Origin of the sequence: Kocuria rosea (genome assembly GCF_006094695.1) — a bacterium.
GTDB lineage: Bacteria > Actinomycetota > Actinomycetes > Actinomycetales > Micrococcaceae > Kocuria > Kocuria rosea.
Map to the genome: position 1 here is coordinate 2,360,435 of NZ_CP035103.1, position 13,284 is coordinate 2,373,718.

The following is a 13,284-nucleotide window of genomic DNA, read 5'->3' on the forward strand; positions in this document are numbered from 1 at the left end:
GTTTCTCCCGCAGTCCTCGGCGTCGTGGTCGCTCGCGCCGTCGGTCCCGGGGGGCCGGGGCGGCGCGCTCCCCCGATCCTACTCGTTCGCCCCGACAGGGCCGACGACGCGCAGGGGCCCGGTCCGTTCCCGGACCGGGCCCCTGCGTGCTGCGAACGCCCTGGGATCAGGACTTCGCGATGTTCCTGAGCACGTACTGCAGGATGCCGCCGTTGCGGTAGTAGTCCGCCTCGCCCGGCGTGTCGATGCGCAGGACCGCGTCGAACTCGACGGTGGAGCCGTCCTCCTTCGTGGCGGTGACCTTGAGCGTCTTCGGGGTGGTGCCCTCGTTGAGCCCGGTCACGCCCTGGATGTCGAAGGTCTCCGTGCCCTCCAGGCCGAGGGAGTCCGCGGACTCCCCGGCCGGGTACTGCAGCGGGAGCACGCCCATGCCGATGAGGTTCGAGCGGTGGATGCGCTCGTAGCTCTCGGCGATGACGGCCTTGACGCCCAGCAGGGAGGTGCCCTTCGCGGCCCAGTCGCGGGAGGACCCGGAGCCGTACTCCTTGCCGCCCAGCACGACCAGCGGGACGCCGGCCTCCTGGTAGTTGATCGAGGCGTCGTAGACGGCGGCCTGCGGGCCGCCCTCCTGCGTGAAGTCGCGGGTGTAGCCGCCCTCCACGCCGTCCAGGAGCTGGTTCTTGATCCGGATGTTGGCGAAGGTGCCGCGGATCATGACCTCGTGGTTGCCGCGGCGGGAGCCGTACGAGTTAAAGTCCTTGCGCTGGACCCCGTTCTCGATGAGGTACTTGCCGGCCGGGGTGTCGGACTTGAACGAGCCCGCCGGGGAGATGTGGTCGGTCGTGACCGAGTCGCCCAGCTTCAGCAGCACGCGGGCGCCCGTGATGTCCTCGACCGGGGTCGTCTCCATCGTCATGCCCTCGAAGTACGGGGGCTTGCGGACGTAGGTGGACTCGGGGTTCCACTCGAACGTCTTTCCGGTGGGGGTGTCCAGGTTCTGCCAGCGCTCGTCGCCGTCGAAGATGGTGCCGTACTCGCGGGTGAACATCTCCGTGTCGATGGACGCGTCGATGATCTTCTGCACCTCGGCCGGGTCCGGCCAGATGTCCTTGAGGTACACCTCGTTGCCGTCGGCGTCCTGGCCCAGGGACTCGCTCTCGAAGTCGAAGTCCATGTTGCCGGCCAGGGCGTAGGCGATGACCAGCGGCGGGGACGCCAGGTAGTTCATCTTCACGTCCGGGTTGATGCGGCCCTCGAAGTTGCGGTTGCCGGAGAGCACCGAGGTCACGGCCAGGTCGTTGTCCTGAATGGCCTGGGAGATCTCGTCCTCGAGGGGACCGGAGTTGCCGATGCAGGTGGTGCAGCCGTAGCCCACGATGAAGAAGCCGAGCTCCTCGAGCGCCGGCACCAGACCGGACTTCTCGTAGTAGTCGGTGACGACCTTCGAGCCCGGGGCGATCGAGGTCTTGACCCAGGGCTTGGCCTTGAGCCCCTTCTCGACGGCGTTGCGCGCCAGCACCGCGGCGGCCATCATGACCGACGGGTTCGAGGTGTTGGTGCACGAGGTGATCGACGCGATCGAGACCGCGCCGTGGTCGAGCTCGAACTCGCGGCCGTCGGGCATGGTCACGGGGACCTGCTTGCTCGGGCGGCCGTCCTCGGCGAAGGCGTGGTGCTCGCGCGGGCGGTCCGCCTCCGACTGGTGGTCGTCCGCGGTGTAGCCGGGGGCGTCCGAGGCCGGGAAGGACTGCGCCGCGACGTCGTCCACGGTGTCGCCGGAGGCGTTGTCGTCGACGTGCGTGGCGTAGTTCTTGATGTCCTCGTGGAACTGCGCCTTCGCGTCGGTGAGCGAGATGCGGTCCTGCGGCCGCTTCGGCCCGGAGATCGAGGGGACCACGGTGGAGAGGTCCAGCTCGAGGTACTCCGAGAAGGTGATCTCCTCGGACGGGTCGTGCCACATGCCCTGTTCCTTGACGTACGCCTCGACGAGGTCGATCTGCTCGTCGGAGCGGCCGGTCAGGCGCAGGTACTCGAGGGTGACGTCGTCGATCGGGAAGATCGCGGCGGTGGAGCCGAACTCGGGGCTCATGTTGCCGATGGTGGCGCGGTTGGCCAGGGGCACGGCGCCGACGCCCTCGCCGTAGAACTCGACGAACTTGCCGACCACGCCGTGCTCGCGGAGCATCTCCGTGATGGTCAGCACCACGTCGGTGGCGGTGGCCCCGGACGGGATCTGGCCGGTCAGCTTGAAGCCGACCACGCGCGGGATGAGCATGGAGATGGGCTGGCCGAGCATCGCGGCCTCGGCCTCGATGCCGCCCACGCCCCAGCCGAGCACGCCCAGGCCGTTCTCCATGGTGGTGTGCGAGTCGGTGCCCACGCAGGTGTCCGGGTAGGCGCGCAGCACGCCGTCGACCTCGCGGGTCATCACGACGCGCGCCAGGTTCTCGATGTTGACCTGGTGGACGATGCCCATGCCCGGGGGGACGACCTTGAAGTCGTCGAACGCCGTCTGGCCCCAGCGCAGGAACTGGTAGCGCTCCCCGTTGCGCTGGTACTCGATGTCCATGTTGATCCCGATCGAGTCCGAGGTCCCGAAGGAGTCGATCTGCACGGAGTGGTCGATCACGAGCTCGGCCGGGGCGAGCGGGTTCACGCGGGCGGGGTCGCCGCCGAGGTCCGCGATGGCCTCGCGCATCGTCGCGAGGTCCACGATGCAGGGCACGCCCGTGAAGTCCTGCATGATCACGCGACCCGGGGTGAACTGGATCTCGATGCTGGGCTCGGCCGTGGGGTCCCAGTTGGCCAGGGCCTCGATGTGCTCGGAGGTGATGTTGGCGCCGTCCTCGGTGCGCAACAGGTTCTCGAGCAGAACCTTCAGGCTGTACGGGAGCTTCTGCGCACCCTCCAGCGTGTTCAGTCGGAAAATCTCGTATTCGGTGCCTTTGACGTCGAGTACGCCCTTGGCCCCGAAGCTGTCCACTGTGCTCATATGCGTGGAACTCCTCTCGCCACCGTCTTGGAAACGCCCGCGGGAGGACACCGGCGAAGGGCCGGAGGTTCTCCCGTGAACAGTCATCCGCCAGTGTAGCCCGTGTGAGCCCGGTGACTCCGAACGACTCCCGGCGGTCGCCGTCACGCAGCGGGCGGCGGCGTCCGTCAGGGCTCCAGGACCGCCAGCGTCTCGACGTGGTGGGTGTTCGGGTACATGTCGAAGGCGCGCACCGACCGCACGTGCCACCCGGCGCGGCGGAACCGGCCCAGGTCCCGCGCCAGCGTGGCCGGGTCGCACGCGAGGTAGACGATCCGGCGCGGGGCCAGCGCCACGAGCTGGTCCACGACGGTCCGCCCGGCGCCCGCCCGGGGCGGGTCCAGGACCACGACGTCGGGGCGGGCCGCGCCGCTCCGGGCCGGGCGGCCGCCCCGCGCCGGCCGGCGGCCACGGGCCGGCGCCGCCTGCGGCCAGGTCCGGGCGAGCACCTTGTCGACGCTCCCGCGCTCGACACGGACCCCCGGCCGGCCGGCGAAGGCGCGGCGGGCGTCGGCGCTGGTGACCGGCGAGCCCTCGACGGCCAGGACCGTGCCCGTCTCCCCCACGGCGTCCGCGAGCGCGGCCGTGAACAGTCCGGCGCCGGCGTAGAGGTCGAGGGCGTGCTCCCCGGGGCGCGCCGCGGCGGCCGCGGGCACCTCCCGGTGCAGCAGGGCGGGGGCGGCGCGGTGGATCTGCCAGAACCCCTCGGCGGAGACCTCCCACCGGTGCGGGCCCACGTGTTCGGCGACCGACGGCCGGCCCGCCCACGTCTCGGGCTCGCGCTGCCCCTCGGCGCGGGCGGTGACGGAGACGTCCTGGTCCGCGGTGAGCCGTGCCAGCTCGCGGCGCAGCCGGTGCGGGTCGGCCCCGGCGGCCAGGCTCAGGTGCACCAGCGGCGTCCCGCCGTCGGCGGGGGCCGCGACGTCGACCCGTTCCGCCCCGCGCAGGTCGAGCCGCCCGAGCCGCAGGGCGTCGATGGCGGGGACCACGAGCGGGAAGCCGTCCACCGGGACGACGGCCGCGCTGCGGTGGGGGTGCATCCCGATCCGCCCCGCGGGGTCGACCGCGAAGTGGGCCCGGGTGCGCCAGCCGCGGCCCTGCGGGTCCTCCCCCGGCATGGTCTCGACGACGATCTCGGTCTCGAGCCCGGCCAGTCGGGTGAGCTGCTCGGTGACCACCGCGGCCTTGAGGGCGCGCTGGGCCTCCAGCTCGGCGTGGCCGAACTCCGCGCCGCCGACGGGCGGCTCGCCGCGCCGCCAGGTCAGCAGGGGGTCGGCCGGGGCCCACACGTGCTCGGTCCGGCGGTGGGGGTCCGCCTCGAGGACGGCGACGACGTCGCCGCGCCAGAACCGGGCCTCGGGGCCGCTGTCGGTGAGGCGGACGCGGACGAGCTCGCCGGGCAGGCCGTGGCGGACGAACACCACGCGCCCCTCGCCGGTGCGGGCCACGGTGTGGCCGCCGTGGGCGACGGGGCCCAGGCGCAGCTCGAGCTCGACGGGGGCGGCGGGCTCGGCGGGGGCCGGGGGGTGGGACGGGGTCACGGGCGGGACGCTCTCTGCTCGGGGGCGGACTCGGGGCCCGTGTCCTGGCCGGAGGCGGAGGACAGGTGCCAGGGCACGGAGGCCGTCATGACCCCGCGCTCCTGGTGCAGGCGGGCCCGCAGCGGCCGGATGGCCTGGTTGTGCAGCAGCCGCTCCCACCGGTGCCGCACGACGTACTCGGGCAGGTACACCACGACCAGGTCCCGGGGCGACTTGCGGCGCACTCCGCGCACGTGGTCGAGGACCGGGCCGATGGTGTCCCGGTAGGGCGCGTGGAGCACGGTGACGGGCACCGGGATCTCGAGGCGGCGCCACTCGTCGAGGATCCGGCGGGTGGCGGCGGCGTTCGTGTCCACGACGACGGCCTCGAGGGTCGAGGGCCGGGACGCCCGGGCGTAGGCCAGGGCGCGCATGAGGGGCTTGCGGACGGAGGAGACGTAGATGATGGCGTGCACCCGCGAGGGCAGGGCCCGGACCGGGGAGTCGGGCTGCAGCGCGAGCTCGGCGTCCACGGCGTCGTAGTGCCGCCGGACCCCCGCCATGACCGCGCTGAGGACCACGATGGCCACGATGGTGATCCACGCGCCCTGGGTGAGCTTGGTGACGAGGACGACGACGAGCACCGCCGCGCACAGCACGAAGGCGACCAGGGCCACGGCCCGGCGCACGAACAGCTCGCGGCGGACCCCGGGGTGCGGGCGCATCCGCCGGACGCGCGCCCAGTGCCGGACCATGCCGGCCTGCGTGAGCGTGAAGGAGACGAACACGCCCACGATGTAGAGCTGGATGAGGCTGTTGACGTTGGCCCCGAACGCCACGGTGAGCACCACGGCGACGAGCAGCAGCAGCAGGATGCCGTTGGTGAACGCGAAGCGGTCCCCGCGCGCCTGCAGCTGCCGGGGCAGGAAGGCGTCCCGCGCCAGCCGGGACGCCAGCGTGGGGAAGCCGGAGAAGGCGGTGTTCGCGGCGAGGATCAGCACGCCCACCGTCGCGGCCACGAGCACGAAGAACCACAGGGAGTCGGTGCCGAAGACGGTCTTCGCGAGCTGGCCCAGCACGGGGTCCTGGAAGAAGTCGGGGCCGGGGAGCCGGCCGTCGACGAGCAGCTGCTCCTCCGGGTCGCCGACGACCACGACGTCCGTGCGGTCCGCGAGGTACAGCACCCCGGCCAGCAGGGCCGCCGAGATCGCCCCGAGCACGCCCAGGGTGGCCGCGGCGTTGGCGGCGCGGGGCTTGCGGAAGTAGGGCACCGAGTTGGTGATGGTCTCCACGCCGGTCAGCGCCACGGCCCCGGAGGAGAAGGCCCGCAGCACCAGCAGGGCCCCCGCGAGACCGGCCAGCCCCGCGTCGAAGCCGGCGGCCGGCAGGACCTCCCGGCCGGCGCTGGGGGCGTCCCCCAGGGAGCCGGTGAGGTCCTGGCCCAGGCCCACGAGCAGCAGCGCGGTCAGGACCGCGAGGAAGAAGTAGGTGGGCACGGCCGCGGCCCGGCCCATGAACTTCAGCCCGCGCAGGTTGAGCAGCCCCACGAAGAGGATCCCGGCCACGGCCAGCTCCACCCGCCGCCCGGCGAGCGCGGGCAGCGCCGCGGTGACGTACTGGGCGGCGGTGGCCATGGACACCGCCACGACGAGGGCGTAGTCGGCCATCAGGGCCGCGCCCACGCCCACCCCCGCGGTGCGGCCGAGGTTCTTGGAGACGATCTCGTAGTCGCCGCCGCCGGAGGGGTAGGCGCGCACGTTCTGCCGGTAGGCGGTGATCACCACGGTGAGCACCACGAGCACGGCCAGGCCCACCCACGGGGAGACCGCCACGGCCGTGGTCCCCGCGAGCGCGAGGGTCAGGATGATCTCGTCGGGGGCGTAGGCCACCGAGGAGAGGGCGTCCGCCGAGAACACCGGCAGCGCCGTGCGCTTGGGCAGCACGGCGTCGCTGAACCGCTCGTTGTGGATGGGCTTGCCGACGAGGGCTCGCCTCAGCGCCCGGGGAATGCTCTGCACGGCTCCCCACGGTAGTCCGTCCCGCACCGATTGTCCGCCGCACCCCGTGCGGGCCGCGCCCTCCGGGGTGACCTAGGCTGAGAGGCATGGCGCATTTCGTGATCATGGGAGTGGGGCGCGTCGGCGTGATGGTCGCCCACACCCTCGAGGACTCCGGGCACACCGTGGCGGTGATCGACCAGGACGACCGCGCCTTCCGGCGGCTGCGCAAGTCCTTCGAGGGCAAGAAGGTCACCGGCCTCGGCTTCGACCAGGAGGTGCTGCGCCGGGCCGGGATCGAGGAGGCCTACGCCTTCGCGGCCGTCTCGAGCGGGGACAACTCCAACATCATCGCGGCGCGCGTGGCGCGCGAGACGTTCAAGGTCCGCCACGTGGTGGCCCGCATCTACGACCCCTCCCGGGCGGAGTTCTACCAGCGGCTGGGGATCCCCACCGTCGCCGCCGTGCGCTGGAGCGCCGACCAGGCGCTGCGCCGGATCCTGCCCGAGCAGACGATCACGGCCGACTTCCGCGAGGCCTCGGGACGGCTGCAGCTGGGCGAGCTGTCCCTGGACGACTCGTGGTCCGGGCTGCACCTGGACGCGATCCAGGAGGCCACGGGGGTGCGGATCGCGTTCGTGACGCGCTTCGGGGAGGGCGTGCTGCCGGGTCCCGACATGAGCTACCAGCAGGGGGACGTGGTGCACGCCATGATGCGCACCGACGACGTCGAGGGCGTGTCCCGCGTCCTGTCCCGCCCGCCCGGCCCGGACGTGCTCGACTTCGCCAACTCCCTGCGCCGGGAGTCCGACGACGTGCCCGGCTCCGACGACACCTCCCGGGGAGGATCCTGATGCGCGTGGTCATCGTGGGCGCGGGCGCCGTGGGCGCCTCGATCGCCCGGGAGCTGCTGTCCCACCAGCACGAGGTGGTGATCTTCGACGAGAAGCCCGAGGTCATCGGCCGCTCGGACCTGCGCGGGGCCCAGTGGATCATCGGTGACGCCTGCGAGCTCTCCACGCTGCGGGAGGGCGGGCTGGAGGAGACCGACGTCGTAGTCGCCGCCACGGGCGACGACAAGGCGAACCTGGTGGTCTCCCTCCTGGCGCGCAGCGAGTTCGGCGTGCCCCGCACGGTGGGCCGGGTCAACAACCCGAAGAACGAGTGGCTCTTCGACGACGCGTGGGGGGTGGACGTGGCCGTGTCCACGCCGCGGCTGATGACCGCGCTCGTGGAGGAGGCGGTCGAGGTGGGCGACGTGGTGCGGCTGCTGACCCTGCAGACGGGCGGGGCGACCCTCTCCGCCTACACGGTGCCGCACGAGCACCCCATCATCGCCACGATGGTCTCCCAGGTGCCGTGGCCGCCGGACGTGACGCTCGTGGCCATCCTGCGCGACGGGGTGCCCATCACCCCCTCGGGGGACGACGTGGTGGAGGGCGCCGACCAGCTGTTCTTCGTCTCCACCACGGAGGGCGAGGCGCAGCTGCGCGCGATGTTCACGACGGCCGGCCGGCACGAGCCGCACCGGAGCTGAGCGCGGCCCGGGGCCTCAGGGGGTGTCCTGCTCCTGGGCGGTGATCTGCTCCGGGGGCCGGGAGACGAGCCAGGCGAGCCACAGGGTCAGCGCGTACAGCGGCACGCCCATGACCAGCCGCGCCACGCCCAGGCCGGTGAGGTTCTCCGCGAAGTACAGGGGCACCTGCACGAGCAGGCGGGCCGCGAACATCGCCATCAGCATGACCGTGGCCACCTGGTAGGCGCGGCGGCGCACCGGGACGTCGCGCCACTGCGCGCCCTCCCCGCGGATGTAGCCGTAGAAGACGCCGAGCAGCGGCCAGCGCAGGAGCAGGGACGCGCCCAGGCCCGCGAACCAGGCCGCGTTGATCCAGAAGCCGGGGACGTAGTAGTCCAGCGCCTCGCCGGTGGCCCGCGCGAACAGCGCGCAGACGCCCACGCCCACGAACCCGGACACGGCCTGGACCAGGCTCTGGCGCTGGACCAGGCGCAGCACGGTGAACAGGGCGGCCGTGCCCAGGGACGCGGCGAGCGCGACCCCGAGGGTGTTGCCGACGAGCAGCACGGCGAGGAACACGAAGCCCGGCAGGATCGTCTCGGCCAGACCGCGCCAGCCGCCGACGGCGTGCAGCACGTCGAGCTGACCGTTGTCCTTGCGGCGCATGCCCGAGCGCGCGGCGTAGGCGGCCATCGAGCGCTCCACGTCGTGGCCGCGCCCCGGCCCGTCCGCGGCGCTCCCGGGCTCCTGGGGATCCGTCATCTGCTGACCTGCTTCGCGATGATCTCGTAGCGCGGGTTGAACATCGAGGGGCGCCCGTCCCGGAAGCTCACCACGCCCACGCAGCGCAGCCGCGTCCCCGCGGTGACGCCCGGCACGGTGCGCTGGCCGTGCCACACGAGGCGCAGCGGCCGGGGGGCGGCCACGCTCTCGTCCCCCGGCGCCTGCGGGCAGTCCGGGGCGAGCAGGGCGGTGTAGTTCTGCGCGCCGGTCACCGGGGGCACGGTCACCTCCACCACGAGACCGGTTGCCATCACCCGGCGCCGGCTCCCGGCGGCGGTCGAGGGGTCGAGGTCGCCCGCGCACACGGGCGCCTCGGCGACCACGTCGATGGACCCGGTTCCCGGTGTCGGCCGGAACTCGCCGGTGCCTGTTCTCGTCATGGCTCAGCCGATCTCGGTGATCTCGGGTCCGCGCCGCGGCGGCCGCACGGGCTCCGGCGCCGGCTCCGGCTCCGTGTCCGGGGCGGGGGAACGGACCGCGTCCTCGGGCACGACCAGCGTCAGCAGCTCCCGGGGGGGGCATGGGCCGGTCGCCGCGCACCACCACGAGCTCGCGCACGACCTCGTCGAGGGCCGCGGCCGACTCCGCGGTCACCGCGGCGGTGCCCGTGAACACGGCCCGCACGAACCAGCGCGGCCCGTCGACGCCCACGAAGCGGGCGAGGCGGAAGCCGCGGGTCCCGTCGGAGGCGGTGGCGGGGAACCGGGTGACGACCTGGAGCCCGAACGGGCCCTCCTCGACCGTCGGCTCGCCGTTGCTCGAGCGCAGCGACTGCACCAGCTCGCGGCGGACCTCGTCCCACAGCCCCTCGGAGCGGGGCGCGGCGAACGCCTGGACCTGGACCGAGCCGCCGTCGAGGTCGAGGGCGACGGCACGGGGGCGCTGCGTGCGCTCGTCCACCTCGAGCCGCACCCCCAGCCCCGGGCGGGGACGCACGAGCACGGCGCCGAGATCGAGGTAGCCGTCCCGGTCCTCCACCTGGGAGACGTCGAGCGGGCCCTGCGGCTCGCGCCGCCGCGCCGCCGCGGCGTCCTCCGCGCTCGGCGCGGCCTCCGGCTGCTGCGGGGCGGCGTCCTGCGCCGCGGCCTTCTTCTTCTTGCGACCGAACATGGTGTCGTTCTCCTCCGCCGGCACGCGGTGCCGGCTCGTGGCGTGAGCTCGTGGGGGGTCTGCTCGTGGATTCAGGCGGTGCCGCTGGAGCCGAACCCCGTCCCGCCGCGCGCCGAGCCGGGCAGCACGTCGACGAGCTCGAAGACGGCCTGCTCGACGCGCTGGACGACGAGCTGGGCGATGCGGTCGCCGCGGCGGACGGTGAAGGGCTCGACGCCGTCCGTGTTGAGCAGGGTGACCATGATCTCGCCCCGGTAGCCGGAGTCCACCGTGCCCGGGGCGTTGACCACCGTGATCCCGTGCCGGGCCGCCAGCCCCGAGCGGGGGTGCACGAACCCGGCGTACCCCTCGGGCAGCGCGATCGCCACCCCCGTGGGCACCAGGGCCCGCTGACCGGGGCCGAGGACCACGTCCTCGCGCGAGCGCAGGTCGGCGCCCGCGTCTCCGGGCTTCGCGTACACGGGCAGGGGAAGGTCCGGGTCGAGGGCCTGCAGCGCGATGCTGAGCGGGCGCCCGTTGCCCGACGGCGGCCGGTGGCCTGTCGACTGGTCGTTCACAGTGCCCCACTCTAACGCGCCGGACCCCGGGCGCAGTCGTGAGACGCTAGAGGCATGTCCCGTCCTGCGTCCTCCAGTGCGTCCCCGGCCGACGGCCCCCGCGAACCCCGCCGGTCCTCCTCCGAGCGGCCCGGCGCCGAGATCCTCTACCAGGAGAAGCTCACCCCCGCGTGGTGGATGTGGCTGCTCGTGCTCTTCGCCGGCGTCGTCGCCCTCGTCGCGCTCGCCCCCATCGACCCGTGGGTGGCCGGAGCGGCGGCCGTCGTGGTCGGCGGCGGCACGGCCGTGGCCCTCGTCGCCTCCAGCACCACCATCGTCGTCACCGACGAGTCCCTGCAGGTCGGCCGGGCCCGCATCGAGCGACGGTTCGTGGGCGAGGCCGAGGCCTTCCGCGGCGACGACGTCCGCCGGGTCCGCGGCCCCGAGCTGGACGGGCGGGCCTTCATGAACTTCCGGGCGTCCGTGGGCCCGGTGGTGCGGATCCGGATCACCGACCCCGTGGACCCCACGCCGTACTGGCTCACCTCCACCCGGCACCCGGAGCGGATCGTCGAGGTGCTGTCCGCGCGTCCGTGAGCGCGCCCGCCGCCACCGCACGGAAGAACCCCGCCGCGACGACCGTCGCGACGGGGTTCTTCCGGTCCTCCGGACGAGCTCGGCCCTGCGGGGCTCAGCCCACGCACTCGACGCAGTACTTGACCCCGCCCCGCTCCTCGGCGATCTGGGAGCGGTGGCGCACCAGGAAGCACGAGCCGCAGGTGAACTCGTCCTCCTGGGCCGGCAGCACGACGACGGACAGCTCCTCGTTGGAGAGGTCCGCGCCCGGCAGCTCGAAGCTCTCGGCCGCGGCCGCCTCGTCCTCGTCGACGGTGCCGGACTGCGCATCGGTGCGGCGCGTCTGCAGCTCCTCGATCGAGTCCTCCTTGAGCTCGTCCTCCTGCTTGCGCGGCGCGTCGTAATCAGTGGCCATGTCCGGTCTTCGCTCCAATGCGGGGTCCGAGGGCGGGCTCCGGCACGGCTGTGCGCCGCCCTCCGGGCTCTGTGTCGCGTAGATTGTTCACCATCCGAGGGCAAAAATCCAACCCCGTCCCGGGCCCGCGAACACGCGGCCGAGCCCGTCCGCGAGCGACCTCCGGCCGGGGCGCGCGACGGCCAGTAGGATTGGGGGCGGGTCCGGGCCGGCACGTCGGCCGCGACCGACGGACCCGCCCCGCAGCGCCCGCTCGACGACCCCGAGCGCACCCGAGAACCACCCGGAGGAATGACAGCATGGAGCAGTTGCGCCTGGCAGGTGTGCACGACGACGGTGAGCACCTGGTCGTCGAGGACGAGGCAGGCACCCGCCACCTGTTGCGGATCGACCAGGAGCTGCGCCTGGCCGTCCAGCGCGCCCGGCGGCTGCCGGGCGCCCGCCAGCGGGGAACGGGCCAGTTCGGGCCGCGTGAGATCCAGGCCCGGTTCCGCTCCGGGGCCACGGTCGAGGAGATCGTGGCCGAGAGCGGGTGGGAGGCCTCCCGGGTCCGCCGCTACGAGTGGCCGATCCTCGCCGAGCGGGCCCACATCGCCACCGAGGCCCAGAAGGTCGAGATCGAGGACCGCTCCGCGCACCGCGGCTACCACTCCGTCTTCGAGGGCGAACCCCTCACCCTGGGCCGCGCCGTCGCCCACCGGGCCGCCGACCTCGGGGTGGACCCCTCCTCCCTGGAGTGGGACTCCTGGCAGCGGGAGGACCACCTGTGGGCGGTGGTCGCCCGGTTCTCCGTGGTCGACCGCGCCGCCGCGCCAGCCCACGACGAGCCGCTGGCCGAGTGGCTCTACAACCCGGCGAACCAGAGCGTCCGTCCCACGAACGCGTGGGCGGAGGCCCTCACGGAGGCCGGCACCCCGGACACGCCGCTCGGCACGGGCCTCGGCGTCCTGGACGGTGGCCTCGACCCCGAGCTCACGCAGCTGCGCCGGTCCGCCGTGGAGGCCGACGACCTGCTCGACGTCCTGCAGGCCCGCCGCGGGCAGCGCATCGGGGAGGACGCCGAGGGGGACGACGCCCTCGCCGAGATCCTGGGCCGCGGCATGGGGCACGTCGAGCGGCGGCCCCGCCCCCTGGCCGCACCCGAGGACAGCTCCGTCTTCGACCGCCCCTTCCAGCCGGCCACCCGGTTCCCCGAGCCGGGTCCCGCACCGGAGCCGGCACCGGCCGGTGAGCCCGCGCCCCGGACGGACGGGCCCGCCACCGTGCAGCCCGCCGACGATCCCGTCGTCGAGCCCACCGCGCCCGCTGCGCCCGCCGCTCGCGCCGGCGCCCGGGACACCGTTCAGGAGAGGGCTTCGGAGACCTTCCGGGAGGCCGGACGGGAGCGGGGCGTCGACGACGGCACCGAGCGGTCCGCGGCGCGACCGGACACCGCCGCCTCCCGGGACGAGGCGCCCGCGGCCGGGGACCCCGCCGCCCAGGACTCCGCGCCCCAGGGCTCCGCGACCCAGGACTCCGCGACCGGGAGCTCCCGGGACGACGACGTCCGGGGCGACCGCTCCGCCGGCCCGGCCCCCGCGGTCCCCGGCGAGGAGCCCGAGGACTCCGGCCCCGCCGAGGAGACCGCGCCCGAACGGCCCCGCCCGCGCAACAAGACCGCCAAGGCACGGCGCCCCGCGCGGTCCTCGGTGCCCAGCTGGGACGAGATCGTCTTCGGCAGCTCGTCCGACTGAGCCCCCGGCGCCGGTGCGCGCCGTCCGGCGCCGCCGGCCCGGCACGCGCTAGAGTGCACGCAGCAGG

At 73.8% G+C, this 13,284-nt stretch carries 11 protein-coding genes and 1 pseudogene; 4 read left to right on the plus strand and 8 right to left on the minus strand.

Features of this window, described 5'->3' with window-relative positions; genetic code table 11:
• Positions 1-166: 166 nt before the first annotated feature.
• From EQG70_RS10960 to EQG70_RS10970, 3 genes are all read right to left on the minus strand, one after another.
• On the minus strand, positions 167-2,992 hold the full coding sequence (locus tag EQG70_RS10960; RefSeq protein WP_017834182.1) for an aconitate hydratase: 2,826 nt from the start codon (positions 2,990-2,992) through the stop codon (positions 167-169).
• Between the two features lie 167 nt (positions 2,993-3,159).
• Positions 3,160-4,572 carry a class I SAM-dependent RNA methyltransferase gene (locus EQG70_RS10965; protein ID WP_109268774.1) on the minus strand — a complete coding sequence of 471 codons (1,413 nt, stop codon included), beginning with the start codon at positions 4,570-4,572 and terminating at the stop codon, positions 3,160-3,162.
• Entirely contained in the window at positions 4,569-6,569 is a 2,001-nt protein-coding gene (locus EQG70_RS10970; RefSeq protein ID WP_017834180.1) for an APC family permease, read from the minus strand. Before EQG70_RS10970 ends, EQG70_RS10965 begins: the two co-directional genes overlap by 4 nt.
• Before the next feature lie 86 nt (positions 6,570-6,655).
• Here EQG70_RS10970 and EQG70_RS10975 point away from each other — a divergent pair, with 86 nt between their 5' ends.
• Both EQG70_RS10975 and EQG70_RS10980 read left to right on the plus strand, forming a co-directional pair.
• Positions 6,656-7,402: a potassium channel family protein gene (locus EQG70_RS10975; protein ID WP_109268773.1), complete on the plus strand. Its 747-nt coding sequence runs from the start codon at positions 6,656-6,658 to the stop codon at positions 7,400-7,402.
• Positions 7,402-8,085 carry a potassium channel family protein gene (locus EQG70_RS10980; protein ID WP_017834178.1) on the plus strand — a complete coding sequence of 228 codons (684 nt, stop codon included), beginning with the start codon at positions 7,402-7,404 and terminating at the stop codon, positions 8,083-8,085. The genes EQG70_RS10975 and EQG70_RS10980 overlap by 1 nt, the downstream gene beginning before the upstream one ends.
• A gap of 15 nt (positions 8,086-8,100) precedes the next feature.
• Here the strand turns inward: EQG70_RS10980 and EQG70_RS10985 are convergent, their stop codons facing one another.
• The 4 genes and pseudogenes from EQG70_RS10985 to dut form a co-directional block, all read right to left on the minus strand.
• Positions 8,101-8,826, minus strand: a complete 726-nt coding sequence (locus EQG70_RS10985; RefSeq protein WP_109268772.1) for a DUF3159 domain-containing protein — start codon at positions 8,824-8,826, stop codon at positions 8,101-8,103.
• Positions 8,823-9,227 (minus strand): single stranded DNA-binding domain-containing protein, encoded by a 405-nt coding sequence (locus tag EQG70_RS10990; protein WP_051063802.1) that lies wholly within the window; start codon positions 9,225-9,227, stop codon positions 8,823-8,825. Before EQG70_RS10990 ends, EQG70_RS10985 begins: the two co-directional genes overlap by 4 nt.
• Positions 9,228-9,420: 193 nt before the next feature.
• Positions 9,421-9,957, minus strand: a pseudogene (locus tag EQG70_RS10995) (DUF3710 domain-containing protein); the annotation flags it as partial.
• A gap of 71 nt (positions 9,958-10,028) precedes the next feature.
• Positions 10,029-10,457: a dUTP diphosphatase gene (gene dut / locus EQG70_RS11000; RefSeq protein ID WP_370658557.1), complete on the minus strand. Its 429-nt coding sequence runs from the start codon at positions 10,455-10,457 to the stop codon at positions 10,029-10,031.
• Positions 10,458-10,568: 111 nt separating this feature from the next.
• Here dut and EQG70_RS11005 point away from each other — a divergent pair, with 111 nt between their 5' ends.
• Positions 10,569-11,090, plus strand: a complete 522-nt coding sequence (locus tag EQG70_RS11005) for a DUF3093 domain-containing protein (RefSeq protein WP_017834173.1) — start codon at positions 10,569-10,571, stop codon at positions 11,088-11,090.
• 94 nt (positions 11,091-11,184) lie between these two features.
• On the opposite strand, the gene EQG70_RS11010 is transcribed toward EQG70_RS11005, so the two are convergent.
• Entirely contained in the window at positions 11,185-11,484 is a 300-nt protein-coding gene (locus EQG70_RS11010; RefSeq protein ID WP_017834172.1) for a DUF4193 domain-containing protein, read from the minus strand.
• A gap of 299 nt (positions 11,485-11,783) precedes the next feature.
• Between EQG70_RS11010 and sepH the strand changes: the two genes are divergently transcribed.
• Positions 11,784-13,217 carry a septation protein SepH gene (sepH, locus tag EQG70_RS11015; RefSeq protein ID WP_095651738.1) on the plus strand — a complete coding sequence of 478 codons (1,434 nt, stop codon included), beginning with the start codon at positions 11,784-11,786 and terminating at the stop codon, positions 13,215-13,217.
• Positions 13,218-13,284 lie beyond the last annotated feature (67 nt).